Below are 24,201 nucleotides of genomic sequence, written 5' to 3'. Positions count from 1 at the left end.
CAGCGTGCCAGCGTGCCAGCGTGCCAGCGTGTCAGCGAACTATGGGCCCGCCATCGGGCTTGGGCTACAATGCCGCCCATGAACTACAAAACCATTGAATCCACGGTCGGCAATACGCCGCTGGTGCGGCTGCGGCGCCTGCCGGGGAACACGACGAACACCATTCTGGTAAAGCTGGAAGGCAATAATCCCGCCGGTTCGGTGAAGGATCGCCCGGCGCTCAACATGATCCGCAAGGCGGAGGAGCGCGGCGAGATCCAGCCGGGGGACACGTTGGTCGAGGCCACCAGCGGTAACACCGGCATTGCCCTGGCCATGGCGGCGGCCATGCGCGGCTACAAAATGAAGCTGATCATGCCAGCCAATCAGAGCCAGGAGCGACGCGACGCCATGGCCGCCTACGGCGCCGAGTTGATCTCGGTGAGCGCCGAGGAGGGCATGGAAGGGGCGCGGGATCTGGCCCAGGCGATGCAGGCGCGCGGCGAAGGCAAGGTGCTGGACCAGTTCGCCAATCCCGACAACCCGCTGGCGCATTATGAATCCACCGGGCCGGAAATCTGGCGCGACACCGGCGGCGGCATCACTCATTTCGTCAGTTCCATGGGCACCACCGGCACCATCATGGGTTGCAGCATGTATCTGAAGGAACAGAACCCGGCGATTCAAATCGTTGGCCTGCAGCCCACCGACGGCGCTTCGATTCCCGGTATCCGCCGCTGGCCCAAGGAATACCTGCCGAGCATCTACGATGACGCGCGGGTGGACCAGGTGATCGACATGACCCAGCAACGGGCCGAGGACACCATGCGCCGTCTGGCCCGGGAAGAGGGCATCTTCTGCGGGGTGTCCTCCGGTGGCGCGGTGGCGGGTGCCCTGCAGCTTTCCGAACAATTGGAAAACGCGGTGATCGTGGCGATCATTTGCGATCGTGGCGATCGCTACCTGTCCACCGGCGTGTTCTCGGCCGGTCAGGAGTAGGCACCGCATGAACGTTCTGGTTTTCGACATCGAGACCATTCCGGATCTGGAAGGCGGCCGCCGTCTCTACGATCTGGATGGGCTCAACGACAAGGACACCGCCAGCGCGCTGTTCAATCTGCGCCGCCAGGAAAACGGCACTGAGTTCCTGCGTCTGCACCTGCATCGGATCGTGGCGATCTCGGTGGTGCTGCGTTCCGCCCAGGGCATCAAGGTCTGGTCCCTGGGGGACGAGGACAGCAGCGAAAAGGAGCTGATCGAGCGCTTTTACGACGGCATCGAACGGTTCACGCCGCAGCTGGTCAGCTGGAACGGCGGTGGTTTTGATCTGCCGGTGCTCAACTACCGCGCGCTCAAACATGGCGTGGTGGCGCGGCGGTTCTGGGAAACCGGCGGCGAGGACACCAGCTTCCGCTTCAACAACTACATCAGCCGCTATCACCAGCGCCATCTGGACGTGATGGACCAACTGGCCATGTTCAACGGCCGCGCGGTGGCGCCGCTGGATCAGATCGCCTCGCTGCTCGGCTTCCCCGGCAAGATGGGCATGAGCGGCGCCAAGGTGTTCGACGCCTTCCAGGAAGGCGATATCAAAGGCATCCGCGACTACTGCGAGACCGATGTGCTCAACACCTGGCTGGTGTTCCTGCGCTTCCAGTTGATGCGCGGCGAGATCGACGCCACCGGCTACGAACAGGAACTGACCCTGTTGCGTGATTACCTCCGCCAGGAAGGCCACCCGCACTTTCTGGCGTTCCTGGAGACCTGGGAATCCGTTGACGGTTGATAGTGGACAGTTGACAGAGAGAAAAAAGCAGCCGGATCTTCAGCCGCTGTGGGAGCTTGCCTGCAAGCGAATATTGCTAAACGCCCGAGCGAACCCCATTCGCTTGCAGGCAAGCTCCCACAGCGGCTAAAGATCGCGCTTTTTGCCTTTTTCTTATTCGCTGTCAACTGTCCACTATCAACTGTCAACTCAACTGCATTTTATGGCCCCACGTCGCAAGAAAAAGCTGCCGGAAACACCGGTGGCCGCCACCATTGAATCCCTCAGCCACGATGGCCGGGGGATCGCTCGTCTGGACGGCAAAACCACCTTTATCGACAACGCCCTGCCCGGCGAGGAAGTGATGTTCAAATTCACCTACCGGCGGCGCAAGTTCGACGAGGGCCGGGCGGTGGAGATTCTGTCGCCGTCGCCGGACCGGGTCACGCCGCCCTGCGAGCACGCCGGCCTGTGTGGCGGCTGCAGTCTGCAGCATGTGGCGCCGGAACGGCAGATCGCGCGCAAGCAGGCGGTGCTGGAGGAGCAGTTGGCCCATTTCGGCGGTCTGGCCCCGGAGCGCTGGCTTGATCCGCTCACCGGGCCGGTCACCGGCTATCGCGCCAAGGCGCGCATGGGCGTGAAATACGTGGAGGGGCGTGGCGAGACGCTGGTGGGGTTCCGCGAGAAGCGCAACAGCTTCATCGCCGATCTGCGTCAGTGTGAAGTGCTGATACCGGAAGTGGGGCATCGCTTCATGGACTTCCGCGCTCTGATCGACGGCCTCGAGGGACGCAGCCGTATTCCGCAGATCGAAGTGGCCCGTGGTGATGGTCCGGTGGCCCTGATCGTGCGCCACATGGACCCGCTCAGCGAGTCCGACCAGCAGCGGCTGCTGACGTTCTGCCAGCAGAGCGAGTTTCATCTGTACCTGCAGCCGGGCAACGAATCCACCGTGCACCGGGTATGGCCGGAACAAGGGGAAGAGCGTCTTTACTATCGTCATGCGGATCCGCGTTACCCACAGGCGGATGTGGAACTGGCCTTCCACCCCACCGATTTCACCCAGGTCAACAGCGATATAAACCGGCAAATGGTGCCGTTGGCATTGGATTTGCTGGAGATCGCCCCGGATCACCAGGTGCTGGACCTGTTTTGCGGCCTCGGCAACTTCACCGTGCCGGCGGCCCGTCGCGCCGCCCGTGTGGTCGGCGTGGAAGGCAGCAAGGCGATGGTTCGGCGCGGTTACGAGAACGCCCGCCGCAATGGCCTGGACAACCTGGAGTTTCACGCTTGGGACCTGTTCCAGGCGCCACAGGGGCAATCCTGGGCGCAACGGCGGTATGATCGGGTGTTGCTTGACCCACCACGCAGCGGAGCGCTTGAAATGGTGCGGCTTATGCCCCAATTCGGTGCGCGCCGTCTGGTGTATGTATCTTGTAACCCGGCGACCCTGGCGCGCGATGCCGGGGAACTGGTGAGCCGGGGTTACCGTCTTAAGGCGGCGGGTGTGATGGATATGTTCCCCCATACCGCCCACGTCGAGTCGATCGCGGTGTTCGACCGCGATTGATGGCGCGCCGGCCGGGCCGGCGGCGATGAACCGATTGAGTGCAAATCGGCACAGAGTGCGGGTTTGCCGGGCGAGGGCCCGATGGCCGATCAGGGCGGTCGGGTCAGCGGATTGATAACGGGACGGCCAGGGCTGGTCCGTCCGGAAGAATGCGCGATCGTCAGCGTGCCCCTCCGATGCGCGTTATCGGGGCGGTCAGCGGTGGTGATCCGGCGCCAAGACATCACGGAGGTATTCCATGGTCACCGTACGGCGGCAGCAACCCCTGGAAACCCCGAGCCATGACTGGCAGGCATGGCTTGAGCAGTTACAGAAGCGCACCGTGGTGCGCGACGCGGAAACCCTGGCGCAGGCCTGCGCCAGGGCCGAACAATGCGAACTGGCCGGCAACGCGGCCGGCGCCAAATGGCCTTACGGCAAGGGCTGCCTGACCATTGGTCTGGAAATGGCGGATATCCTCGCCGACCTCGGTGCCGATACCGAAACCCTGCCGGCGGCGGTGCTGTACCGGGCGGTCCGCGAAGGGCAGATGTCGCTGCTGGAAGTGGACAAGGAGTTCGGCGAGCGGGTGGCGCGGCTGATCGAGGGTGTGCTGCGCATGGCCGCCATCAGCACCGTGCTCAATCCCACCCGCAAGGCGGTGCTCGGGCAGCAGGACGGCCAGCTCGACAACGTGCGCAAGATGCTGGTGGCGCTGGTGGACGACGTGCGCGTGGCGCTGGTCAAGCTGGCCGAGCGGACCGTCATCATTCGCGCGGTGAAGGAGTCGGAGCCGGAACGCCAGCGCAAGGTGGCCCAGGAGATCTTCGATATCTACGCGCCGCTGGCCCACCGTCTCGGCGTCGGTCATCTGAAGTGGGAGCTGGAGGACCTGTCCTTCCGTTACCTGCAACCGGGGGCCTACAAGAAGATCGCCAAGCTGCTGGACGAGAAGCGGCTGGACCGCGAGCACTACATCGAAAAAGTGATCGAGGATCTGCGCGGTCATCTGGAGCGCAGCGGCATCCGTGGCGCCCAGGTGTACGGCCGGGCCAAGCACATCTACAGCATCTGGCGCAAAATGCAGAAGAAGCACCTGGAGTTCGGCGAGGTCTATGACGTTCGCGCCGTTCGCGTACTGGTGCCGGAGGTGCGGGACTGCTACGCCGCGCTGGGCGTGGCGCATTCACTGTGGAAGCACGTGCCCAAGGAGTTCGACGATTACATCGCCAGCCCCAAGGACAACGGCTACCAGAGTCTGCATACCGCGGTGGTCGGCCCGGAACGCAAGATGCTGGAAGTGCAGATCCGCACCTTCGATATGCACGAGGAAGCGGAACTCGGCGTGTGCGCTCACTGGCGCTACAAGGAAGGCTCCAAGGCGCGCCGCGGGCAGAGTGACTATGAACACCGTATCGCCTGGTTGCGCCAGGTGCTGGAATGGCAGGAAGAACTGGGCGACAACGCCAAGAGCGTGGTCGACGAGCTCAAGCACGGCCTGACCAGCGAACGGGTCTATGTGTTCACCCCGGATGGCCATGTGGTCGATCTGGAAGCCGGCGCCACCCCGGTGGACTTTGCCTACCATATTCACACCGAGGTGGGGCATCGTTGCCGGGGCGCCAAGGTCAACGGCCACATCGTGCCGCTCAACTACACCCTGAACACCGGCGAGCAGGTGGAGATCCTCACCACCAGGGAAGGGGGCCCCAGTCGTGACTGGCTGACGCCGTCACTGGGCTATGTGGCCGCTTCTTCCACCCGGGCCCGCATCCAGCAGTGGTTCAAGCGTCAGGACCGCGATGTGCATATCGCCCAGGGCAAGGCGATGCTGGAGCGGGAAATGTCACGGCTGGCTCTGGATCGCATCGACCTGGACCTGTTGGCGCCGCAGCTCAACCTGAAAGGCGGTGACGACGTGCTGGCCTCGCTGGGCGCCGGCGATTTGCGCCCGGGCCATGTGGTCAATCAGGCCCAGGCACTGTCGCCGGACAATCCGCAACAGGAACTGGCGTTCGTGCCGGCGCGCTCGCGGGCCTCGGAATCCGGTGATATCACCATCCACGGGGTGGGCAACCTGCTCACGCAGATGGCCAAGTGCTGCCAGCCGGTGCCGGGCGATCCGGTGATGGGCTTTATCACCCAGGGGCGCGGTGTCACCGTGCACCGGGCGGACTGTCCGAACCTGCTGGCGATGCAGGGCGAGGACCCGAACCGGGTGATCGAAGTGAGCTGGGGCGAAGCGGACCGCATCTTCTATCCAGTGGATGTGTTCTTGCGCGCCTGGGATCGTCAGGGGCTGCTGCGTGACGTGATCGCGGTGCTTTCCAATGAGAAGGTCAATGTCACCGCCGTGCATACCCAGTCCCATACCGAGGACAACACCGCCACCATGCTGTTGACTCTGGAGATTTCCTCGCTGGGCAACCTGGGCAAGGTGCTGGCCAAGCTGGACCAGCTCAAAGGGGTGCTGGAAGTGCGGCGCTACAAGAAGTGAAGGGGCGGCACACTTATACGCCGATTCGCCGCCAGGGCAGCTCCCACAGAGGTGGCTACGTAGCCGCTGTGGGAGCTGCCCTGGCGGCGAATCGGCGTGTTGCCTACCCGCGATATTTCACCAGGAGGTTTTCTTGAGCACGGACAACAACGCGACCAGCGCCATCGCGCAACTGCTCGACATCATGGCGCGGTTACGGGATCCGGAGGGCGGCTGTCCCTGGGACCTGAAGCAGAACTTCGACACCATCGCGCCTTATACCATCGAGGAAGCGTTCGAGGTGGCCGAAGCCATCGCCCGCCGGGATTATGGCGAGCTCAGGGAAGAACTGGGTGATCTGTTGTTGCAGGTGGTGTTTCACTCACAGATGGCCCGGGAAGCGGAGTTGTTCGACTTCGAGCAGGTGACGCGAACCCTCAGCGAAAAAATGATCCGCCGCCATCCTCACGTGTTTGGCGCCGACCCGGCCGCTGACGAGCAGGCGGTGAACGCCAACTGGGAGGCGATCAAAGCCGAGGAGCGACGGGCCAAAGGGCGTGAACATGACAGCGCACTCGACGGTGTGCCGGAAGGGCTCCCGGCCTTGCAACGTGCCACCAAACTGCAAAAGAAAGCGGCTAAGGTGGGGTTTGACTGGCCCGGGCCGGCGCCGGTGCGGGCCCAGGTGGAAGCGGAGTGGGCGGAGCTGGATCAGGCTCTGGACGGTGGCGATGCCGCCGCCGTGGAGGACGAGTTCGGCGATGTGCTGTTTTCCCTGATCAACCTGGCCCGCCATCTGAAACTGGATCCTGAACAGGCGTTACGTCGTGCCAACGCCAAGTTCGAACGCCGCTTCCGCCATATGGAAACCGCCAGCTCGTCACCCCTGACCGGGCTGAATACGGAACAATTGGAACAACTCTGGCGCCACGCCAAGGGTCAGGAGTAATTCCCCTGACGCCGCTGATGACGGCGTCTCGGGGGCTTCGTCATCTGTCTGTCACGTCCCGCCTCGCGACTGTGAAATAAAAACTTCACATAAAAGCAACTTTTCCGTCATTCGCTCTCCCCATACTCCGCCCCCAAGCAACCAGGATGTTCGCGCGGCTTCCGCTCGACATCGCTTGTGCTGTTTTTAATTTGCCTGATTGATAGGAGATGCTGCGATGAAAAAGAATCTGCTCGCGATCGCTGTGGGGGCGGCAGTGGCTCTGCCGGGTATGGCCCTGGCAGCTGGTCCTACTGTGTACGGGAAAGTGAACATTTCTCTGGAAAACCAGGAAAATGAAATCGGTGAGGTAGGCAGCGTTGATGACGACTGGTCTCTGAACAGCAATGCTTCCCGCGTCGGGATCAAAGGTGACTTCGACCTGGACTTCGCTGGTCTGAAGGCGATCTACCAGGCGGAATACCAAATCTCCGTTGATGGCGATGATGATGAGTTCAGCCAGCGTAACATCTTCGGTGGTCTGGCCGGTGACTTCGGTGTGCTGAAAGCCGGTAAGTTCGACACCCCGACCAAAGTCGCCCAGGGTAAAGTGGATCAGTTCAACGATCTGCAAGGCGATATCAAAAACGTCATGGCCGGTGAAAACCGCGCAGGAAACATTGTTCAGTACAGCACCCCGACTCTGGCCGACATGATCACCATTCACGGTGCTTTCATCCCGGGTGAAGGCGAAGATATCGATGGTGATGGCAAGGACGATAACGACCTGGCTGACTCCTACTCCCTGGCCATTATCGCGGAGCAAGGCATCTTCTACGGAGCTTTGTCCCACGATGCCGATATCGAGGATGAGCTGATCCTGGAAAATGAGCGGGTGGGTGGTGCCACCACCTTGGATATTACCCGCGCCGCCGTGATGTTGAAGCCGGGTAATGTCGAACTGGGTGCGCTGTATCAGATCGCCAAGGAATCCGAAGACCTGAACAATGCAGGTAAGGGCGAGGAGAATTCCTTCCTGGTCAGCGGTGCCTACAAAATCGACCGCTGGAAGCTGAAAGCCCAGTACGGCATGACTCAAGGTGACAAGAGCGACGACGAAGCCACTCTGATGGCGGTCGGTGCTGACTACAAACTGGCCAAGGCCTCCAAGGTCTACGCCTACTTCTCCCAAGTGTCCCTGGAACCGGATGCCGGTGAAGACCGTGACGACACCACCTTCGGTGTGGGCATGGAGCACAAGTTCTAAAGAATACGGACTCACGTCCTGAAGTTTCCTCGAAGCAAGTGACAGCCTTGCCCGCTTTCCTGGCGGGCTTTTTTTTATTTGACGCTTACACGCCAAACCCTTGGCCCGTTTGTACAGCCTCGCGGATATGAACTCGCACCGTATTCGCTGCCAAGGCAGCTTCCCACAGAGGAAGCGACGGAGCCGCTGTGGGACAGCAGCGATCCACGGACCGCGATACGGTTCTTTGACCGCTCTCATTGGTCCTGTCATTAAATCGTCATATAGTGTGCTCCCATTTTTCATGTGAGGGAGTAGGGATCATGAACACCGTACATCGCGGACTCATTCCGGCATTGCTGGTTTTTCTGCCGGCCTCGGCGCTGGCCGCGCCGCAGTTTTATGGCCGCATCGATATCGCACTGGAAGGCACCGATGACTATCCGAGCCGGACTCTGGCTTCGGCACTGGATGACATGGACGAGGGCGATTCGCCGTTACGCGACGGCTGGTTCGTGGAAGCCTATAACTCCTATCTGGGTGTGCGTGATGAAGTGCCCCTGGATGTGGGCGGTCTGTCACTGATCTACCAGCTCGAAGCCGGCTACGACGTCGACGGCGACAGCAGCGACACTTTCACCACCCGCAACAGCTATATCGGTTTGGCGACGCCTTGGGGGCGGGTTTTCGCCGGTCGTTATGACAGTCTGGTCAAGCAGGCCGAGGGCAAACTGGATCAGTTCAACAACACCGGCGCGGATATGCAGACGGTGTTCACCAGCTAATATCGCAACAGCAATACCTTGAACTGGGTCAGCCCGAACCTGGGCAACCTGGTACTGAAAGCCCAGCTCGCGCCGGGCGAACAGGATGAACTGGGCACGCCGCCCTACGACGAGACCAAGGACGGCCTGGCCGATATTTACGCGCTGTCCGCCACCTGGAATAGCGATGCCCTTTACGCCGCCTTGGCTTACGAGCACGGCTATACCGAAAGAGCGCTGCCGGCACCGGTGAGCCTGAATGTGCCCGCGGACCGGGATGTGCTGCGCGGGGCCTTGGGGATGCGGGTAGGTAACCTGTCCCTGGGCGCGATCGTTGAAGAACTGCGTCTGGATCCGGACTATCCCGGCGCCAGCCGTCTCGACGGCACTTCCTACCTGCTCAGCGCCGGTCTGGCCATGAGCCCGCGCCTGACCCTGAAGGCACAGGGGGCCGCTTCGACAGTGACGATCTGGGGTACACCCTGACCACCGGCACCGTCGGCGCGGATTACAAGCTGGGCGCCCAGACCACGGCCTATACGCTGCTGTCAGTGTCCGATGCGGACGTGGACGATGACGCCGCCGGTTATGACGACGGTAAAGGCGGGTTGGTGTCAGTGGGGCTGGCGCACAAGTTCTGATCGCACCGTATTCGCTGCCAAGGCAGCTCCCACAGCGGCTTCGTGGCCCTTCTGTGGGAAGCTGGCTTGCCAGCGAATTGGTTTGCCTTCATGTCCGCGAGGCTGCGCAAGCGAGCCAAGGGTTTGGCGATCGCTTTTGATCAGCCCTGCCAGCGTTGCAGCGCCAGGGTGGCGTTGGTGCCACCGAAACCGAAGCTGTTGCTGATCGCCAGATCCGGGGCGCGCTCCAACCGTTCGGTAAGGATCGGCAGGCCAGCGGCTTGCTCATCCAGCTCCTGGATGTTGGCGGAAGCGGCGGTGAAGCCGTCGCGCATCATCAGCAGACAGTAGATGGCTTCCTGTACGCCGGTGGCGCCCAGGCTGTGGCCGGTCAGGCTCTTGGTGGAGCTGATGCCCGGCACGGTGCCGCCGCCGAACACTTCGCGAATCGCTTTCAGCTCCGCCACGTCACCCACCGGGGTGCTGGTGCCGTGGGCGTTGATGTAATCCACCGGGGCGTTCACCGTGGACAGGGCCTGGCGCATGCAGCGCGCCGCGCCTTCGCCGCTGGGCGCGACCATGTCGTAGCCGTCGCTGGTGGCGCCGTAGCCCACCACTTCCGCGTAGATACGGGCGCCGCGAGCCTTGGCGTGCTCCAGTTCCTCCAACACCACCATGCCGCCGCCGCCGGCGATGACGAAGCCGTCGCGGCTGGCGTCATAGGCCCGTGATGCGGTTGCCGGAGTGTCGTTGTACTTGGTGGAAAGCGCGCCCATGGCGTCGAACAGGCAGCTCAGGGTCCAGTGCTCTTCCTCGCCACCGCCGGCGAACACCACATCCTGCTTGCCCATCTGGATTTGCTCCACGGCATTGCCGATACAGTGGGCGCTGGTGGCGCAAGCGGAAGTGATGGAGTAGTTGAGGCCCTTGATCTTGAACGGCGTGGCCAGACAGGCGGAGACCGTGGACGCCATCACGCGCGGCACCATGTAAGGACCGATGCGTTTGACGCCGCGGGAGCGGGCAATGTCCGCCGCTTCCACCTGATTCTGGGAAGAGTGGCCGCCGGAGCCGGCGATCAGACCGGTGCGCTCGTTGCTGACCTGGTTGTCTTCCAGGCCGGAATCGGCGATGGCCTGTTGCATGGCCACATAGGCGTAGGCCGCGGCATCGCCCATGAAGCGGCGGCTTTTGCGGTCGATCAGCGCTTCCAGATCAATGTCGGGGCTGCCGGCGATCTGGCTGCGCATGCCCTGAGCCTGATATTCCTCCTTGAAACGGATGCCGGAGCGTCCTTCGCGCAGCGCAAGAGAGACGGTATCGGTATCGTTGCCCAAACAGGAAACGATGCCCATGCCGGTAATAACGACGCGTCGCATAATGACTCCTAGAAACCTTCCGTCGAGGTGAACAGGCCCACACGCAGGTCGTCGGCCTGGTAAATGGGTTTACCGTCCACGGACACCACCGCATCGGCGAGGCCCATGGTCAGTTTGCGGGCGATGACCCGCTTGATATTGATCTGGTAGGTCAGTTTCTTGGCGGTGGGCAGCACCTGGCCGGAGAATTTGACCTGACCCACACCGAGGGCGCGGCCGCGACCGGGGTGGCCGAGCCAGCCCAGGTAGAAACCGAGTAACTGCCAGGTGGCGTCGAGGCCGAGACAGCCGGGCATCACCGGATCGGTTTCGAAGTGACATTGGAAGAACCACATATCCGGGTGGATATCCAGTTCGGCGACCACCTCACCGCGATCATGGGCACCGCCGGTCTCGGCAATGCGGGTGATGCGGTCGACCATCAACATGTTGGGCAGCGGCAGGCGGGCGTTGCCCGGGCCGAACAGTTCGCCATGGGCGCAGGCGAGCAGTTCGTCGCGCTGATAGGATGATTGTCTTTCTACGTTAGCGTTACTCAAATCTCTGACTCTCCACACAGGCCAATTCGGCAATGGCATCCCAGCGGGGGATAAAGACCGGCGTCCATTATTGTTGAGCTAGTATGTTGTTGAGCGAGTATATGGATGCCCGATGACTGTTTGACTGCAGAATTAAGACATTTTGCCATGCAGAGTCACCATACTAGCAGACCCGAAATGACCGGGACGGACGTAAGCGTCTCAAAATATGTCCAGCATCGCCGCTCCTGGCGGCCCGCCGCGCCGGGCGCCGGGCTTGCATTGCGGCGGCGTTGTGCCGATCATGTGCCGGCGGCCGCGGGCCTCCGCGAGGCCGGCCGCCAGTCTAATCTATTGTGGGGCAGGACCCCGTCGTCTCAAGGTGTCATCTTCGGACATTCGGTCGTGGGACTGACCGACCCGGACCCAATCACCGGATCAGCCGAAAGAATGATCCGTGACAGGGCAAGGGGGCCGATTTCAGGGAACCCTGGGGCGGCGCGGCCATCGAATCCCCTCGATGCCGTGAAACGGCAACGTGAAACAACAACAGAGCGCGCGGCCGTTGGCTCCCGGATGGCCGGTCGGGCCGATCCTTCCCAGGCGTGTCTCAGGAGGTAACTGGTGGCGGCGGAAATCGGACATCTTTCCCTGTGGGTGGCGTTGGCGGCATCCCTGGTCCTGGCGATCTTTCCTCTGATCGGCGTCCACCGTGGCGTATTGGCCTGGCAACGCTATGCACGGCCCCTGGCCTGGCTGCAATGGATGGCCATGACGGCGGCCATCGTGGCACTGGGCTACAGCTTTTATATCAACGATTTCTCCATCAACTACGTGGCCAATCACAGCAATTCGGAATTGCCATTGGGCTACCGCCTGTCGGCGATCTGGGGCGGCCATGAAGGCTCGCTATTGTTGTGGGGCTGGATGCTGGCGGGCTGGACCGCGCTGGTCGGGCTGCTGAGCCGCAGCGTGCCGTTGCCCATGGTGGTGCGGGTGCTGTCGGTGATGGGCATGATCGCGGTGGGCTTCCTGGCCTTCATGCTGTTCACCTCCAACCCCTTCGATCGGGTCCTGCCCTGGTTCGTTATCGACGGCGCCGACCTTAATCCACTGCTGCAGGACCCCGGCCTGATCGTCCATCCGCCGATGCTGTACATGGGCTACGTGGGCTTCGCCGTGGCGTTCGGCTTCGCCGTCGCCGGCTTGCTGGAAGGCAATCTGGATCCGGCCTGGGCGCGCTGGGCCCGTCCCTGGACCACGGTGGCCTGGTGCTTCCTTACCGTTGGTATCGCGCTGGGATCCTGGTGGGCCTACTACGAACTGGGCTGGGGCGGCTGGTGGTTCTGGGACCCGGTGGAAAACGCTTCGCTGATGCCCTGGCTGGCCGGGACCGCGCTGATCCATTCCCTGGCGGTGAGCGAGAAGCGCAACCTGTTCCGCGCCTGGACCGTATTGCTGGCGATCGTCACCTTCTCGTTGAGCCTGCTCGGCACTTTCCTGGTGCGCTCCGGGGTACTCACCTCGGTCCACGCCTTCGCTAATGACCCCAGCCGAGGGGCTTTCATTCTCGCTTTCCTGGTGGTGGTGGCCGGCGGCGCGCTGACTCTGTTCGCTCTGCGCGCCGGCCGGTTGTCCGGGCAGGGCGGTTTCAAGGCGATGTCCCGGGAGAGCTTCCTGCTGGGCAACAACCTGGTGCTGCTGGCCGCCACTTTCGTGGTGCTGATGGGCACCTTGTTCCCCCTGCTGGGCGAGGCCATGGACATCAAGGTGTCGATTCGCAGCCCATACTTCAACGCGTTCTTCGTGCCCCTGACCCTGCTGCTGATCCTGCTGATGGTCCCCGGCATGATGAGCAATTGGAAGCGCCAGGCCGGCAAGCCACTGGTGCGCCGTCTGTTGTGGCTGGCGCCGGCGGCCTTGATCGGCGGCTGGTTGGGCGCGCGGTTGCCCGGCGCGACACCCTGGCCCGGTACCCTGGCGTTGATTCTGGCGCTGTTCCTGGTATTCGCCCATCTGGATGACGTGGTGCGCCGGGCTCTGGCCTATAACCAGGGGCTGCTCGCCGGTCTGCGCAAACTGACCCGTTCTTATATAGGTATGGTCGTGGCCCATTGCGGGCTGGCGGTCCTGGTGGCGGGCGTCACCGTGGTCAGCTTCCATGAGACCGAGCGGGATGTTCGCATGCGTCCCGGCGATGTGGCGGAAGTGGGCGGCTACCGTTTCGAATTCGAGAGTCTCAGTGATCCGGTGGGGCCGAACTATCAGTCCCAGAAAGGCCACTTCCTGGTCAGCCGGGACGGCCGTCCGGTGACCGAAATGAACCCCGAAAAACGCACCTATCGGGCCTCCGGCCAGGTGATGACGGAGGCGGCCATCGACGGCCGGCTGATGCGTGATCTTTATGTGGCGCTGGGCGAGCCCCTGGGCGATGACGCCTGGGCGGTACGCATCTATCACAAACCGATGGTGCGCTGGATCTGGCTGGGCGCCCTGGTCATGGCGCTCGGTGGTGCCTTGGCACTGTCCGACCGGCGTTATCGCAAACCCATGGGAGGAGTGGCTCGTGAACAGGCTTGATCGTGGTAAGCCGCGCCATCAGCGCGGCGTCAGTCTGTGGGTGTTCCTGCCGTTGGTGGCGTTCGTGGCCCTGGCGGTGTTGCTGGCCAGCGGCCTGGGCCGTAACCCGGAAGAGCTGCCATCGGAATTGGTGGGCAAGCCGTTACCGGCGTTCCAACTGCCTTCCTTATTAGGTGAACGGACCATCACACCGGCTTCCCTGCGGGATCAGAACTGGAAGTTGCTGAACGTCTGGGCCACCTGGTGCCCGACCTGCTACGTGGAGCACCCCTATCTGCTGCAACTGGCGGCCCGGGGGATTCCCATCATCGGACTCAACTACAAGGACGAGACCGACGCGGCGCGGGACTATCTGGCCAATCTGGGCAACCCCTACAGCGAAGTGGTGGTGGACCAGGACGGTCAGTTGGGGCTCGACCTGGGCGTTTACGGCGCACCGGAAACGTTCCTGTTGAATCCCGAAGGGCGGGTGGTATTGCGGCACGCCGGCGATCTGAACGAGCGGGTCTGGGAAGAAAAATTCCAGCCCGTTCTCGACCAGGCCGGGAGTGGGGGAGAACAGTAATGCGTCTGTTGTTGTTGCTCTTGTTGACGGTGCTGGGGCAGGGCGCCCTGGCCGCCATTGACGTTTACCAATTCGACACGGAAGAACAGGAAACACGTTTCCGCGTGCTGACCGAGGAATTGCGCTGCCCCAAGTGCCAGAACCAGAGCATCGCCGATTCCGATGCCGGGATTGCCCAGGACATGCGCGAGCGGGTGGCGCGAATGATCCGGGAAGGGCATGACGACCAGGCCATCGTCGACTATTTCGTTGACCGCTATGGTGACTTCGTCAGTTACCGGCCACCGGTGAACGCCCAGACACTGGTGCTGTGGCTGGGGCCGGCGGTTCTGCTGTTGCTGGGCGGCGGTGCCATCGCGATATTGATCCGGCGGGCCAGTCGCCGGGTGGAGGATGACGAGCAATGACCTTCCTGCTTGCGGTACTCGCTGCCGTCCTGCTGATCGCCTTGCTGGCCGTGTTTCTGTTATGGCGGCGGGAAACCCGCCGTGACGGCGACCGTGCTTCCTGGTCCGGCCTGGCGCTGCCGCTGTTGGTGGTGCTGCTGGGGGGGCTGGGTTACCTGACCCTGGGCTATCATCCGGAAACCGCCCAGTGGCTGAGCGACCGCCGTGAACTGAGCGACGCCGCCCGCCGTGTGATCCAGGGGCAACCGCCGGAAATCGACAATGACAACCTGAGTGCCGCCGCCTTCGCCCGGGTGCTGCAATCCGAAGTGGTCCGCGAGCATCAGACCATGGACGGCTGGTACGCCCTGGGCCTGCTTTACGATCAATTGGGTGCCCCGGCCCAGGCCGAGGAAGCGGCGCGGCGGGCACTGTTTCTCGAACCCGGCAACGATGCCGCCCGTTTGCTGTTGGCACGGTCACTGATTCAGGCCAACGAAGGCCGTCTCACCGACGCCGCCGAAGCGGAAATCCAGAAAGTGCTGGAGGCCTATCCGCAGCACGACGGCGCCTGGATGCTGCAAGCCATGGCCGCCAGCCGCGCCCATCGTTATGAACTGGCGCTGCGGTCCTGGCAGGCGTTGCTCGCCCGCCATGGCGAGGGCGAAGCCGGTGACCTGCTGCGGCAGGGCATGGCCAATACCGAACGGCAATTGGCCAAAGCGCGGCAACTGGATGATCTGCGTATCACCGTCAATGCCGCCGACGTGGCCGCCGGTGGCACCTTGTTCGTGTTCCTGCGCCAGGGCGAGCAGGGGGGGCAGCCGTTGGCGGCCCGTCGTGTGCTGGTGGAGCGGTTCCCGGCCACCGTGGTTTTGCGTCGCGAGGATTGGCTGCAGTCTTATCCGGCGGACCTTTCCGATTTGCGCGCCGGTGCCCGCTATACCCCGGCGCCGGGTTCCAGCGTCGACGAGGCCGGGCTCAGGGTGGCGCCGGAACCGCTGCGCGGCTCGCCCTTGCAGGCGGAGTTGACACTGGGGCAGTAGCCGCTCAAGCCTTTGGTCGGAAGCGGCCTGTACAAAGGTCGCCCTTGTACGCCGCTGACCCGCACGGTAAAGTTCCCGACCTTTGAGAGGCCGTTAAAGTGCGGTCTGGACTGGCGTCTCCATCGGGGCGTCAGCGCAATCAAACGCCGCAAGCGGTTGATTTTCCACGTTCCTCTTGGCGAAACAGACCGCGAAGAGGGACTTGAAGAAGCCACGGTCTGGCTTTTTCGACACCTTATTAAGGGGGCCGCTTTTCGGCGCCCATTCGCGGTAAGAAGGGAGATTCCTATGCGTGTCATCCTGCTTGGCGCGCCCGGTGCAGGCAAGGGCACTCAGGCGCAGTTCATAAAGGACGCTTTTTCCATTCCCCAAATCTCCACCGGGGATATGCTGCGCGCCGCCGTCAAGGCCGGCACGCCACTCGGCCTCGAAGCAAAAAAAGTAATGGATGCCGGTGGCCTGGTTTCCGACGACATCATTGTCGGCCTGGTCAAGGAGCGCATCGCCGAGGATGACTGCGCCAATGGGTTCCTGTTCGATGGCTTCCCTCGCACTATTCCGCAGGCCCAGGCGCTGGTGGATGCGGGGATCGATATCGACTACGTGGTTGAAATCGATGTGGATGACCAGGAGATCATCGATCGCCTGAGCGGGCGGCGGGTGCATCCAGGCTCTGGCCGGGTATACCACGTCACCCATAATCCGCCCAAGGAAGAGGGCAAGGACGATGTTACCGGTGAGGAACTGGTGCAACGTGATGACGACAAGGAAGACACCGTGCGCAAGCGTCTGGAAGTGTATCAGGCGCAAACCCGCCCGCTGGTGGATTTCTACCAGGATCTGGCCAAGAGCGATGCCGGCAAGGCGCCGGCCTATGTGCGCGTGCCCGGTGTCGGCTCGGTGGAAAGCATCCGGGACAGCATCTTCAAAGCGCTGGGCAAGTAATACACACCCGCGAACCTCATTCATAAGAGGTTGGAAAAGGAGCCGCAAGGCTCCTTTTTTGTGTCCGCTGTTTATGGTGGTCTCCCTCCGGGCGGTCGCGGCGCAACATTAAAAAATGGCTCCGGGCCATCTTTTTATGCCCTGCGGATATCGGGCTTCTTTCGCCACGAAGCCGCTGTGGGAAGCCGCCTTGGCAGCGAATCTGTTGTTCCATGACGATCGGCGGAACGGCCAGACTGTGTTTATAAGGGCGCTTATCAGCGGCGCTCGCCAGGTTAATCAACGCGGTTGTCGCATTCTCCATTCCCGTTTCTTCCATGTCGGTGTCACGGTGATTCCGATGGGGATGTTGGTTTCTTTTATTCCCAACCGCCCTCGCTTGTTTCCATTTTTTCCGCTCACCCACCGCTTAGTGCCACCGGCGGTAACACTTCGTTGCGTTCCGTAAAGCAACGTGGCGAGAGAGGAGACCTGTCGCCATCCAACAATCCGGCGGGAAATGGAATGCGGACGGCGCGGTATTCGATCCGCTAACAAAGCTTCTTTTCGTTATTGTCGGTGATGGCGGAGTGATAAGGGCCAATGTTTCTTCCGCCGCTGAAGAGCGATGGAAATCTTCTTTTGTTTTCTTTTTACGCGGTCGTGCATCGATCTGATTAAATAATGTACCAAGTGATTTTTTTTTATGCTATTTTCCGATTGTCGAAGTAAGTGACGTCATAGGATTAGGAGATCGATCATGGCACAAGCAAAGAAAGCCGCAGCGCGGAAAAAAACAGCGACCCGTAAAAAGGCCGCTACCGCCAGCAAGGCACCGGCGGTTCCGAAGTCCGTAAGCAACGCGGAAGCGAAAGCCAAACTGCAGGAAAAAGCGGTCGGCCAGGCAGAGAAGAAAGTCGCCCAAGCCCAGACCAAACTGGATCGCCAGAAGAATAAGGTGGATACGGAGAACGGCAAGCTGGCCAAACTCCGCACTGATCTGGCCGCCAAGCGCGACAAGGCGAAAGGAAAAGCCACTGCCGCCGCCAAGCGTGCCGTTGACACCGCTCGTGGCAAACTCAATACCCAACGTTTGAAACTGCAGGACCTGCGCGGTGAAGCGAAACTGATTCGCGCGGAAATCCAGGCAGCCAAGAAAGTGGTGACCCGCGAGAATAAAAAGCTGCGCACCGCTCAGCGCAATCTGACCAGCAAGCTGCGTGAATACCAACGCAAGCTGGCCAAGAAAGAGAAGGCCGAGCAGAAGAAAGCGGAGCAAAAAGCGAAGCGCGCGGCTCGTAAGAGCACCGCCAAGAAGTCCACCGCGAAAAGAACCACCGCAGGTAAGAAGACCACGACCCGGGCCAAAACCAAAAAGGCAGCGACCCGCAAGAGCGCGACCCGTAAGACCCCGGCGCGCAAGAAAGCCGTTCGTCGTGCTCCGGCCCGCAAGAAAGCCGCCACTGGCAGCGCAAGCTAAGTCCCTTCGATAACTCCACTCCGGCCCCGTCTCAATGGCGGGGACCGGAGCTCCCTTCCGAGCCTGATCTGTCTTTGACCACCGTTCCGGAGCCGGCAGCCACCGGAGCCGGGGCGAGCGGGCGGCAAAGCCGACCTGGAATCGCATCAACACGCCCCTGGAGACAGAAGGGCTTCCTATGCCTTTTTGCACCATTCCTGTGCAATAATTAGATCAAAGAAACGTGTTGATAATAATTCGCATTAGGGTTAACCTGCCTTTCAGAGATTGAGGAGTAGGTGTGGCATGTACGTTTGTCTCTGCAACGGCATCACTGACGGTCATATACGGGAAGCGGCCATGAATGGCTGCGACAGCCTGCGTGATCTTCGTCGGGAACTTGGGGTTGGCAGTCAGTGTGCCAAATGTGCCCGCCACGCCCGTCAGGTACTGCGTGATACCCGTAGCGCGGTAGCGGCGACCTCCGTCTCTGTTTCCTCCGATCAGCCGGTTGCGGTGCAATATTGGCCGCAACCGGCTTGATCCCATGAGCAAGGTCCGCAAAGACTGATTCTCATTTGTATAACTACTTGTATTCATTGGAATTTTTTCCGATATCCCTTGCCCGTGCCGGGCTATTGCTGAACAATATTGGCACCCCCAAATACCGGCACGGAGACCACCCATGAAAGGCGACAAGAAGGTTATCGAGCACCTGAACCGGGCGCTGGGTAATGAGCTGATTGCGATTAACCAGTATTTCCTGCACGCCAAAATGTACAAGGATTGGGGACTTCATGCTCTGTATGAGAAGGAGTACCACGAGTCCATCGATGAGATGAAACATGCGGACTGGCTCATCGAGCGTATTTTGTTTCTGGAAGGGGTGCCGAACCTGCAGGATCTGGGCAAGTTGATGATTGGTGAAAACACCAAGGAAATGCTCTCCTGCGATCTCAAGCTGGAACACCTGGCCGTACCGGATCTGCGTGAAGCCATGGCGTATTGTGAGTCGGTGCAGGATTATGTCAGCCGGGATCTGTTCCGCCGTATCCTGGAAAGCGAGGAAGAACATATCGACTGGCTGGAAACGCAGCTAGGGCTGATTGACAAGGTGGGTCTGGAAAACTACCTGCAGAAACAAATGGAAACCGCGGAAGACTGATCGCGCAACTTTTAGCCGCTCTTCCCTTGACTCTCAAAAGGGCTTTGGGAATAATGCGCAGCCTCTCAGGGCGACATGCTCTGGAGACAGTTAAAGCGCTGGTAGCTCAGTTGGATAGAGCATCTGGCTACGAACCAGAAGGTCGGGGGTTCGAATCCTCCCCAGCGCGCCATACAAACAAAAGCGGCTCCCTTTAGGGAGCCGTTTTTGTTTGTATCGTACTGTGGGAGTTATTCAGCAGAACCCCCCGGTTCGACCAGCCCGGCTTGCCGGGCGCAGGGCGTCATCGCTTGCGATGACGGGGCGTAGCCCCGAGCCGCCGGAGGCGGTGAGCCCATCCTCCCCGCACCATGCCTTCCCATTCCCGCTAAGCTTGCTACCGTTTAGGGAGCCGTTTTTGTTTGTATCGTACTGTGGGAGTTATTCAGCAGAACCCCCGGTTCGACCAGCCCGCCCTGCCTGCTAACGTGCGGAAACCGGTTTTGCTTGTACCGGCCCCGGGGCCGCTTCGGGGGTGATGGATATGTTGCGCATGCGCAGGACGTCACGTTTCGGCGGCGTCTGGTACAACTGGCCGTATTCGCGCGTGAACTGCGATACGCTCTCGTAGCCCACGTGATAGGCCGCATTGGTCGCTGAGAAGCCTTCGTCGAACATCAGGCGGCGGGCTTCGACAAGGCGAAGCCGTTTCTGATATTGACCAGGCGTCAGTGAGGTCATGCCCTTGAAGTGCTTGTGAAAGGCCGTGAGGCTCATCGCCGCTGCTCCCGCGAGGCGCTCCACCGGAACGCGTGACCGATACTCGCTTCTGAGGATCGCAACGGCGGCGGCAAGGCGGCTCGCATGGCTGTCCGGATCGGCAAGAGCCCGCAGGGTGGCGCCGTGAGGGCCGCGGAGCAGCCAATAATGGAGCTCCCGCATGATGCCTGGGCGCAGGAGCGGGATGGCTTCAGGATGATGCAGCAGACGCATCAGCCGCGATGCGCAATCGGTCAACGTGGCATTGGTGTCCTCGGCGAACAAGGTGCCTATCCGGGATGAGCGCTGCCGAGGACCACTCCCTCCCATCTGAACGGCGAGTTCGCGCAAGAGGGCCATTTCCAGTTCGACTGCGACCGCAAGGTAAGGCTCGCTACGGCTTGCTCGCACGACCCGTCCGGCGACGGGCATGTCGGCGCTGACAATCACGGATTGGCCGGCGGAGAAGACCTGCTCTTCCTTTCCCACCACAAGGCGCTTCGCGCCTTGCAGAACCAGACAAACCAGCGGCCTGTAGATCGAATGCAAGTCACCGGCCGGCGCCTCGACGCACATCATACGCAAACCCGACACCGGCGTTAACGCCAGCCCGTCATGATTGGCGTGATCGCGGGCATAAGTCCGAACGGCCTGTTTGAGCGAGTTCATACGACTCTCCTGCGCATTGATCTGAAGCTAACACGGTGGAGGCGGCATTTCAGCAGGCCCGCAGGATAAGGCAGATTCAGCGTAGACATTGACAAGTTTCTGGTCTGGTGGGGAGGTATAAATTGCTGCGAATCAAAAACGGAAGGACCGATGAGATCGGCCGAAAACACAGTAGTGGGGCAGGTACTCAGCGCCTCGTTTCAAGAAGGAGAAATCCAGGTGAGAAAGAATCCGAAAACGTCGGGCACTGATGGCGTTTCGCGTCGCCAGGTTCTGGCCGGAGCCACCGCTCTTGCGTCCTCGGCACTGGTGTCGGGCATTGCCAAAGCTCAGCCGCAAAGCCAGGGCGGGACACGGCAAGGCGCCGGCGCGGGCTCGAAGGTGGCCCTCGTTACCGGTTCATCCCGGGGCATTGGCGCGGCCATCGCACGCCGTCTCGGCCGCGATGGTTATAGCGTGACGGTCAACTGCGAGGTAAACCGGGAGCTGGCGGCACAAGTGTCGCGGGAAATCGAAGCTGGCGGAGCACGTGCAATCTGGCGGCAAGCCGATGTCCGGGAGCCAAAGGCGGTGAAAGAACTCTTCGATGCCTGTGAGGACGCCTTCGGCGGTGTCGATATCGTGGTGGCCAATGCCGGCGTCATGCATCTGGCGCCTTTCGCCGAGATGTCGGATGACGCCTTCAGTCACATGATCGATGTCAATATCCGTGGTGGATTCAATACGTTACGCGAGGCTGCCCGGCGAGTTCGCGACGGCGGTCGAATCTTCACTCTTTCCTCCACCATCACCAAGTTCCGTACCGCGGCCTACGGGCCTTATTCGGCGTCCAAGGCAGCCCAGGACATGTATGCCAGCGTGCTGGCGAAGGAACTGGCCGAACGTAACATTTCAGTCAACGCCCTGGCGCCCGGAGTGGTCAACACTACGCTGTTCACCGATGGCAAGACGGAGGCGCGGATTGCCGCTTTCGCCCAGCGCACGCCACACGGACGGATCGGCGAGCCGGAGGACATCGCCAACGTCATTGCTCTGCTGTGCGGCGATGACGCCTACTGGGTCAATGGTGAGGTGGTCTACGCCAATGGGGGGATTGCGTAGATAGCGTTCAATTATCAGATCCCGATACGTCCGCCACTTCAAGGCGCTCACGAGCTGACCGCCATCGCCTCAATGTTGACAACTTCACAATATCTACCGCCAAGAAATCCACCCCTGGAGCCCTGAAGCCCCATTAAGAAGGGCTTTCAGGCGGTGCGTCAAAAAATCGTCCAATCCGCCATCTTGCCTGTTGTCGACAATGCCGCTACATTGCGCCGCACAAGAGTTGGCTTTCGCTGCCCAAAAGGCGGCTGAAATATGACGAGGCCGTCAAGGCCCGACGCTGAATCCTACAGGGGGAGCGCCTGATGACCGCATTACTGTCCCAGGGTCTGGAGTTGATGCTGCTCGGTATGGGAGTGGTGATGACCTTCCTGCTGATTCTGGTGGGCGTGATGGTGGTCATGGCCGCGCTGATCAATCGATTCGCGCCGGCTGCCACGGCGCCGACCGCCGCTACGGACAACCCGGCTTCCTCCGCCGAACAACCGTCTCCGCAAGTTCTGGCCGCGATTCAGGCCGCCATTCGACAACATCGGGCTACCCGCCCCTGAGCCGATCGGAACCTCCCATGACCGCGACCCAACCCCTGCGCATCACCGATGTCGTCCTGCGTGACGCCCATCAGTCCCTGCTGGCCACGCGCCTGCGTCTGGATGACATGCTGCCCATCGCCGAGAAGCTCGACCAGATCGGTTATTGGTCTCTGGAATCCTGGGGAGGCGCCACTTTCGACGCCTGCATCCGTTACCTCGGGGAAGACCCCTGGGAACGCATTCGGGAACTGAAAAAGGCCATGCCGAACACGCCGCAGCAAATGCTGCTGCGCGGGCAGAATCTGCTCGGCTACCGCCACTACGGTGATGACGTGGTGGACGCCTTTGTCGAGCGCGCGGTGAAAAACGGCGTGGACGTGTTCCGTATCTTTGACGCCATGAACGACATGCGCAATATCGAGCGCGCGGTGGCGGCGGTGATCAAGCAGGGCGGGCACGCCCAGGGCACCATCGCTTACACGGTCAGCCCGGTGCACACCCTGGAGGTGTGGGTGGAGCAGGGCAAGCGGATCGAGGCCATGGGCGCCGATTCGGTGGCGATCAAGGACATGGCCGGATTGTTGACCCCCAATGTCGCTTATGAGCTGGTGAAGCGTCTCAAGGCGGCCTTGTCCATACCGGTACACCTGCATTGTCACGCCACCACCGGGTTGTCCACCGCCACCGCGCTGAAAGCGGCGGAAGCCGGCATCGACAACGTGGACACGGCGATTTCCTCCATGTCGATGACTTACGGACACAGCCCCACCGAAACCGTGGTGGCGATGCTGCAGGGAACGGAACGGGACCCCGGGCTGGATCTGAAGCGGCTGGAAGATATCGCCGCTTATTTTCGCCAGGTGCGACTCAAGTACGCCCGCTTCGAAGGCAGCCTGCGTGGTGTCGACTCACGCATTCTGGTGGCGCAGGTGCCTGGTGGCATGCTCACCAATATGGAAAGCCAGCTGCGTGAGCAGAACGCGGAGGACCGTTTCGATGAGGTGCTGGAAGAAATCCCCCGGGTGCGCAAGGACCTCGGCTACATTCCACTGGTAACGCCCACTTCGCAGATCGTTGGCACCCAGGCGGTACTGAACGTGCTTGCCGGCGAGCGCTACAAGGCGTTGAGTAAGGAAACCCGTGGTGTGCTGCGCGGCGAATACGGCCTGGCGCCGGCGGCGTTCAACGCCGAATTGCAGGCACGGGCACTGGAAGGCGACGAGCCGGTAACCTGCCGTCCGGCGGATCTGTTGGAATCCGAACTGCCGCAGTTGCAACGGGAACTGGAACAGAAAGCGCAACAGCAGAATGTCACGCTGGCGCAGGGCGAGCAGCGTCTGGACGATGTGCTTACCTATGCGCTGTTTCCCCAGGTGGGCCTTAAATTCCTGGCCAATCGTGGCAATGCGGAGGCCTTCGAGCCCGCACCGGAAGCGGCCGGCGATGGCAAAGGCGAGGGGACCTATACCGTTACCGTGGAAGGGCAGCGTTATGTGGTGTCAGTGGCCGATGGTGGCGACATCGAGGGCCTGCGTCCGCTGGACAATGACGACAGCCAATCCTCGGCGCGCTCTACTGGCGCTACCGGCGGCGATCCGCTGAGCGCGCCGCTGGCCGGTAACATCTTCGAGGTGCTGGTCAAACCCGGACAAAAAATCGAACAGGGGCAGAAAGTCCTGGTGCTGGAAGCGATGAAGATGGAGACCGATGTGTCCGCCCATCGTGCCGGCATGGTGCGGGAGGTCTGCGTCAAAAGCGGCGACGCGGTGGCGGTGGGCGACGTCCTGCTGGTCATAGGAGACTGATCC

21 protein-coding genes, 1 tRNA gene and 1 pseudogene are annotated in these 24,201 nt (G+C 61.5%); 18 read left to right on the top strand and 5 right to left on the bottom strand.

The window, feature by feature from the left end; all coding sequences use genetic code 11:
• Window positions 1–78 precede the first annotated feature (78 nt).
• The 7 genes and pseudogenes from cysM (at window position 79) to MA04_RS21810 (ending at window position 9,193) form a co-directional block, all read left to right on the top strand.
• Window positions 79–978, top strand: coding sequence for a cysteine synthase CysM (cysM, locus tag MA04_RS17255; RefSeq protein WP_262461787.1), 900 nt, complete (start codon window positions 79–81; stop codon window positions 976–978).
• A gap of 7 nt (window positions 979–985) precedes the next feature.
• Window positions 986–1,765 carry a 3'-5' exonuclease gene (locus MA04_RS17250; protein ID WP_262461785.1) on the top strand — a complete coding sequence of 260 codons (780 nt, stop codon included), beginning with the start codon at window positions 986–988 and terminating at the stop codon, window positions 1,763–1,765.
• 202 nt (window positions 1,766–1,967) lie between these two features.
• The gene (gene rlmD / locus MA04_RS17245) at window positions 1,968–3,314 is read left to right on the top strand and encodes a 23S rRNA (uracil(1939)-C(5))-methyltransferase RlmD (protein WP_262461783.1); all 1,347 of its coding nucleotides are present in this window, start codon (window positions 1,968–1,970) and stop codon (window positions 3,312–3,314) included.
• A gap of 238 nt (window positions 3,315–3,552) precedes the next feature.
• Entirely contained in the window at window positions 3,553–5,790 is a 2,238-nt protein-coding gene (gene relA / locus MA04_RS17240) for a GTP diphosphokinase (protein ID WP_233918284.1), read from the top strand.
• Window positions 5,791–5,923: 133 nt separating this feature from the next.
• The gene (gene mazG, locus MA04_RS17235; RefSeq protein ID WP_262461781.1) at window positions 5,924–6,718 is read left to right on the top strand and encodes a nucleoside triphosphate pyrophosphohydrolase; all 795 of its coding nucleotides are present in this window, start codon (window positions 5,924–5,926) and stop codon (window positions 6,716–6,718) included.
• A gap of 217 nt (window positions 6,719–6,935) precedes the next feature.
• Entirely contained in the window at window positions 6,936–7,964 is a 1,029-nt protein-coding gene (locus MA04_RS17230) for a porin (RefSeq protein WP_262461780.1), read from the top strand.
• A 302-nt stretch (window positions 7,965–8,266) separates the two neighbouring features.
• Window positions 8,267–9,193: pseudogene (locus MA04_RS21810) on the top strand (porin).
• Window positions 9,194–9,488: 295 nt separating this feature from the next.
• Here MA04_RS21810 and fabB read toward each other — a convergent pair.
• Both fabB and fabA read right to left on the bottom strand, forming a co-directional pair.
• The gene (gene fabB, locus MA04_RS17215; RefSeq protein ID WP_262461776.1) at window positions 9,489–10,706 is read right to left on the bottom strand and encodes a beta-ketoacyl-ACP synthase I; all 1,218 of its coding nucleotides are present in this window, start codon (window positions 10,704–10,706) and stop codon (window positions 9,489–9,491) included.
• Window positions 10,707–10,714: 8 nt separating this feature from the next.
• The gene (gene fabA / locus MA04_RS17210) at window positions 10,715–11,284 is read right to left on the bottom strand and encodes a 3-hydroxyacyl-[acyl-carrier-protein] dehydratase FabA (protein ID WP_262461774.1); all 570 of its coding nucleotides are present in this window, start codon (window positions 11,282–11,284) and stop codon (window positions 10,715–10,717) included.
• Window positions 11,285–11,848: 564 nt separating this feature from the next.
• Between fabA and MA04_RS17205 the strand changes: the two genes are divergently transcribed.
• The 5 genes from MA04_RS17205 (at window position 11,849) to adk (ending at window position 16,746) form a co-directional block, all read left to right on the top strand.
• Window positions 11,849–13,804, top strand: coding sequence for a heme lyase CcmF/NrfE family subunit (locus tag MA04_RS17205; protein ID WP_262461773.1), 1,956 nt, complete (start codon window positions 11,849–11,851; stop codon window positions 13,802–13,804).
• Window positions 13,791–14,369 (top strand): DsbE family thiol:disulfide interchange protein, encoded by a 579-nt coding sequence (locus tag MA04_RS17200; protein WP_022996749.1) that lies wholly within the window; start codon window positions 13,791–13,793, stop codon window positions 14,367–14,369. The genes MA04_RS17205 and MA04_RS17200 overlap by 14 nt, the downstream gene beginning before the upstream one ends.
• Window positions 14,369–14,776, top strand: a complete 408-nt coding sequence (locus MA04_RS17195; protein ID WP_262461771.1) for a cytochrome c-type biogenesis protein — start codon at window positions 14,369–14,371, stop codon at window positions 14,774–14,776. The genes MA04_RS17200 and MA04_RS17195 overlap by 1 nt, the downstream gene beginning before the upstream one ends.
• Window positions 14,773–15,801, top strand: coding sequence for a tetratricopeptide repeat protein (locus tag MA04_RS17190; RefSeq protein WP_262461769.1), 1,029 nt, complete (start codon window positions 14,773–14,775; stop codon window positions 15,799–15,801). Before MA04_RS17195 ends, MA04_RS17190 begins: the two co-directional genes overlap by 4 nt.
• Window positions 15,802–16,089: 288 nt before the next feature.
• Window positions 16,090–16,746 (top strand): adenylate kinase, encoded by a 657-nt coding sequence (gene adk / locus MA04_RS17185; RefSeq protein WP_022996752.1) that lies wholly within the window; start codon window positions 16,090–16,092, stop codon window positions 16,744–16,746.
• Between the two features lie 16 nt (window positions 16,747–16,762).
• Here adk and MA04_RS17180 read toward each other — a convergent pair whose 3' ends face one another.
• Entirely contained in the window at window positions 16,763–17,065 is a 303-nt protein-coding gene (locus tag MA04_RS17180; protein ID WP_262461767.1) for a hypothetical protein, read from the bottom strand.
• A gap of 420 nt (window positions 17,066–17,485) precedes the next feature.
• Between MA04_RS17180 and MA04_RS17175 the strand changes: the two genes are divergently transcribed.
• Complete coding sequence (locus MA04_RS17175) at window positions 17,486–18,205, top strand: hypothetical protein (RefSeq protein ID WP_262461766.1); 720 nt, start codon at window positions 17,486–17,488, stop codon at window positions 18,203–18,205.
• Window positions 18,206–18,418: 213 nt separating this feature from the next.
• Here the strand turns inward: MA04_RS17175 and MA04_RS21835 are convergent, their stop codons facing one another.
• Window positions 18,419–18,784: a hypothetical protein gene (locus tag MA04_RS21835; RefSeq protein ID WP_449355855.1), complete on the bottom strand. Its 366-nt coding sequence runs from the start codon at window positions 18,782–18,784 to the stop codon at window positions 18,419–18,421.
• An 85-nt stretch (window positions 18,785–18,869) separates the two neighbouring features.
• Here MA04_RS21835 and bfr point away from each other — a divergent pair, with 85 nt between their 5' ends.
• Together bfr and MA04_RS17160 are read left to right on the top strand one after the other, a co-directional pair.
• On the top strand, window positions 18,870–19,349 hold the full coding sequence (bfr, locus tag MA04_RS17165; protein ID WP_133490654.1) for a bacterioferritin: 480 nt from the start codon (window positions 18,870–18,872) through the stop codon (window positions 19,347–19,349).
• Window positions 19,350–19,444: 95 nt separating this feature from the next.
• Window positions 19,445–19,521 (top strand) — tRNA-Arg (locus MA04_RS17160).
• 290 nt (window positions 19,522–19,811) lie between these two features.
• On the opposite strand, the gene MA04_RS17155 is transcribed toward MA04_RS17160, so the two are convergent.
• Entirely contained in the window at window positions 19,812–20,756 is a 945-nt protein-coding gene (locus tag MA04_RS17155; protein ID WP_163121554.1) for an AraC family transcriptional regulator, read from the bottom strand.
• A 150-nt stretch (window positions 20,757–20,906) separates the two neighbouring features.
• On the opposite strand from MA04_RS17155, the gene MA04_RS17150 reads away from it, so the two are divergent.
• The 3 genes from MA04_RS17150 (at window position 20,907) to oadA (ending at window position 24,198) form a co-directional block, all read left to right on the top strand.
• Entirely contained in the window at window positions 20,907–21,857 is a 951-nt protein-coding gene (locus MA04_RS17150; RefSeq protein ID WP_163121552.1) for an SDR family oxidoreductase, read from the top strand.
• A gap of 308 nt (window positions 21,858–22,165) precedes the next feature.
• Entirely contained in the window at window positions 22,166–22,411 is a 246-nt protein-coding gene (locus MA04_RS17145) for an OadG family protein (protein ID WP_163121550.1), read from the top strand.
• 17 nt (window positions 22,412–22,428) lie between these two features.
• Window positions 22,429–24,198, top strand: coding sequence for a sodium-extruding oxaloacetate decarboxylase subunit alpha (oadA, locus tag MA04_RS17140; RefSeq protein WP_163121548.1), 1,770 nt, complete (start codon window positions 22,429–22,431; stop codon window positions 24,196–24,198).
• Window positions 24,199–24,201: the final 3 nt, after the last annotated feature.

This window comes from Alloalcanivorax balearicus MACL04 (genome assembly GCF_025532145.1).
Taxonomy (GTDB): Bacteria; Pseudomonadota; Gammaproteobacteria; order Pseudomonadales; family Alcanivoracaceae; genus Alloalcanivorax; species Alloalcanivorax balearicus.
The sequence above is the reverse complement of the archived record's forward strand: the minus strand, read 5'-3'. Positions and strand labels throughout refer to the sequence as shown.

Excerpts from the sequence above, each read along its gene's own strand:
- MA04_RS17155 (WP_163121554.1), bottom strand. The coding sequence starts at position 20,756 with ATGAACTCGCTCAAACAGGCCGTTCGGACTTATGCCCGCGATCACGCC.
- fabB (WP_262461776.1), bottom strand. The coding sequence starts at position 10,706 with ATGCGACGCGTCGTTATTACCGGCATGGGCATCGTTTCCTGTTTGGGC.
- MA04_RS21835 (WP_449355855.1), bottom strand. The coding sequence starts at position 18,784 with ATGAATACAAGTAGTTATACAAATGAGAATCAGTCTTTGCGGACCTTG.
- cysM (WP_262461787.1), top strand. The coding sequence starts at position 79 with ATGAACTACAAAACCATTGAATCCACGGTCGGCAATACGCCGCTGGTG.
- bfr (WP_133490654.1), top strand. The coding sequence starts at position 18,870 with ATGAAAGGCGACAAGAAGGTTATCGAGCACCTGAACCGGGCGCTGGGT.
- MA04_RS17195 (WP_262461771.1), top strand. The coding sequence starts at position 14,369 with ATGCGTCTGTTGTTGTTGCTCTTGTTGACGGTGCTGGGGCAGGGCGCC.
- MA04_RS17175 (WP_262461766.1), top strand. The coding sequence starts at position 17,486 with ATGGCACAAGCAAAGAAAGCCGCAGCGCGGAAAAAAACAGCGACCCGT.
- MA04_RS17250 (WP_262461785.1), top strand. The coding sequence starts at position 986 with ATGAACGTTCTGGTTTTCGACATCGAGACCATTCCGGATCTGGAAGGC.
- fabA (WP_262461774.1), bottom strand. The coding sequence starts at position 11,284 with ATGCCATTGCCGAATTGGCCTGTGTGGAGAGTCAGAGATTTGAGTAAC.
- rlmD (WP_262461783.1), top strand. The coding sequence starts at position 1,968 with ATGGCCCCACGTCGCAAGAAAAAGCTGCCGGAAACACCGGTGGCCGCC.
- oadA (WP_163121548.1), top strand. The coding sequence starts at position 22,429 with ATGACCGCGACCCAACCCCTGCGCATCACCGATGTCGTCCTGCGTGAC.
- relA (WP_233918284.1), top strand. The coding sequence starts at position 3,553 with ATGGTCACCGTACGGCGGCAGCAACCCCTGGAAACCCCGAGCCATGAC.
- adk (WP_022996752.1), top strand. The coding sequence starts at position 16,090 with ATGCGTGTCATCCTGCTTGGCGCGCCCGGTGCAGGCAAGGGCACTCAG.
- MA04_RS17145 (WP_163121550.1), top strand. The coding sequence starts at position 22,166 with ATGACCGCATTACTGTCCCAGGGTCTGGAGTTGATGCTGCTCGGTATG.
- MA04_RS17190 (WP_262461769.1), top strand. The coding sequence starts at position 14,773 with ATGACCTTCCTGCTTGCGGTACTCGCTGCCGTCCTGCTGATCGCCTTG.
- MA04_RS17150 (WP_163121552.1), top strand. The coding sequence starts at position 20,907 with ATGAGATCGGCCGAAAACACAGTAGTGGGGCAGGTACTCAGCGCCTCG.
- MA04_RS17180 (WP_262461767.1), bottom strand. The coding sequence starts at position 17,065 with ATGGAAGAAACGGGAATGGAGAATGCGACAACCGCGTTGATTAACCTG.
- MA04_RS17230 (WP_262461780.1), top strand. The coding sequence starts at position 6,936 with ATGAAAAAGAATCTGCTCGCGATCGCTGTGGGGGCGGCAGTGGCTCTG.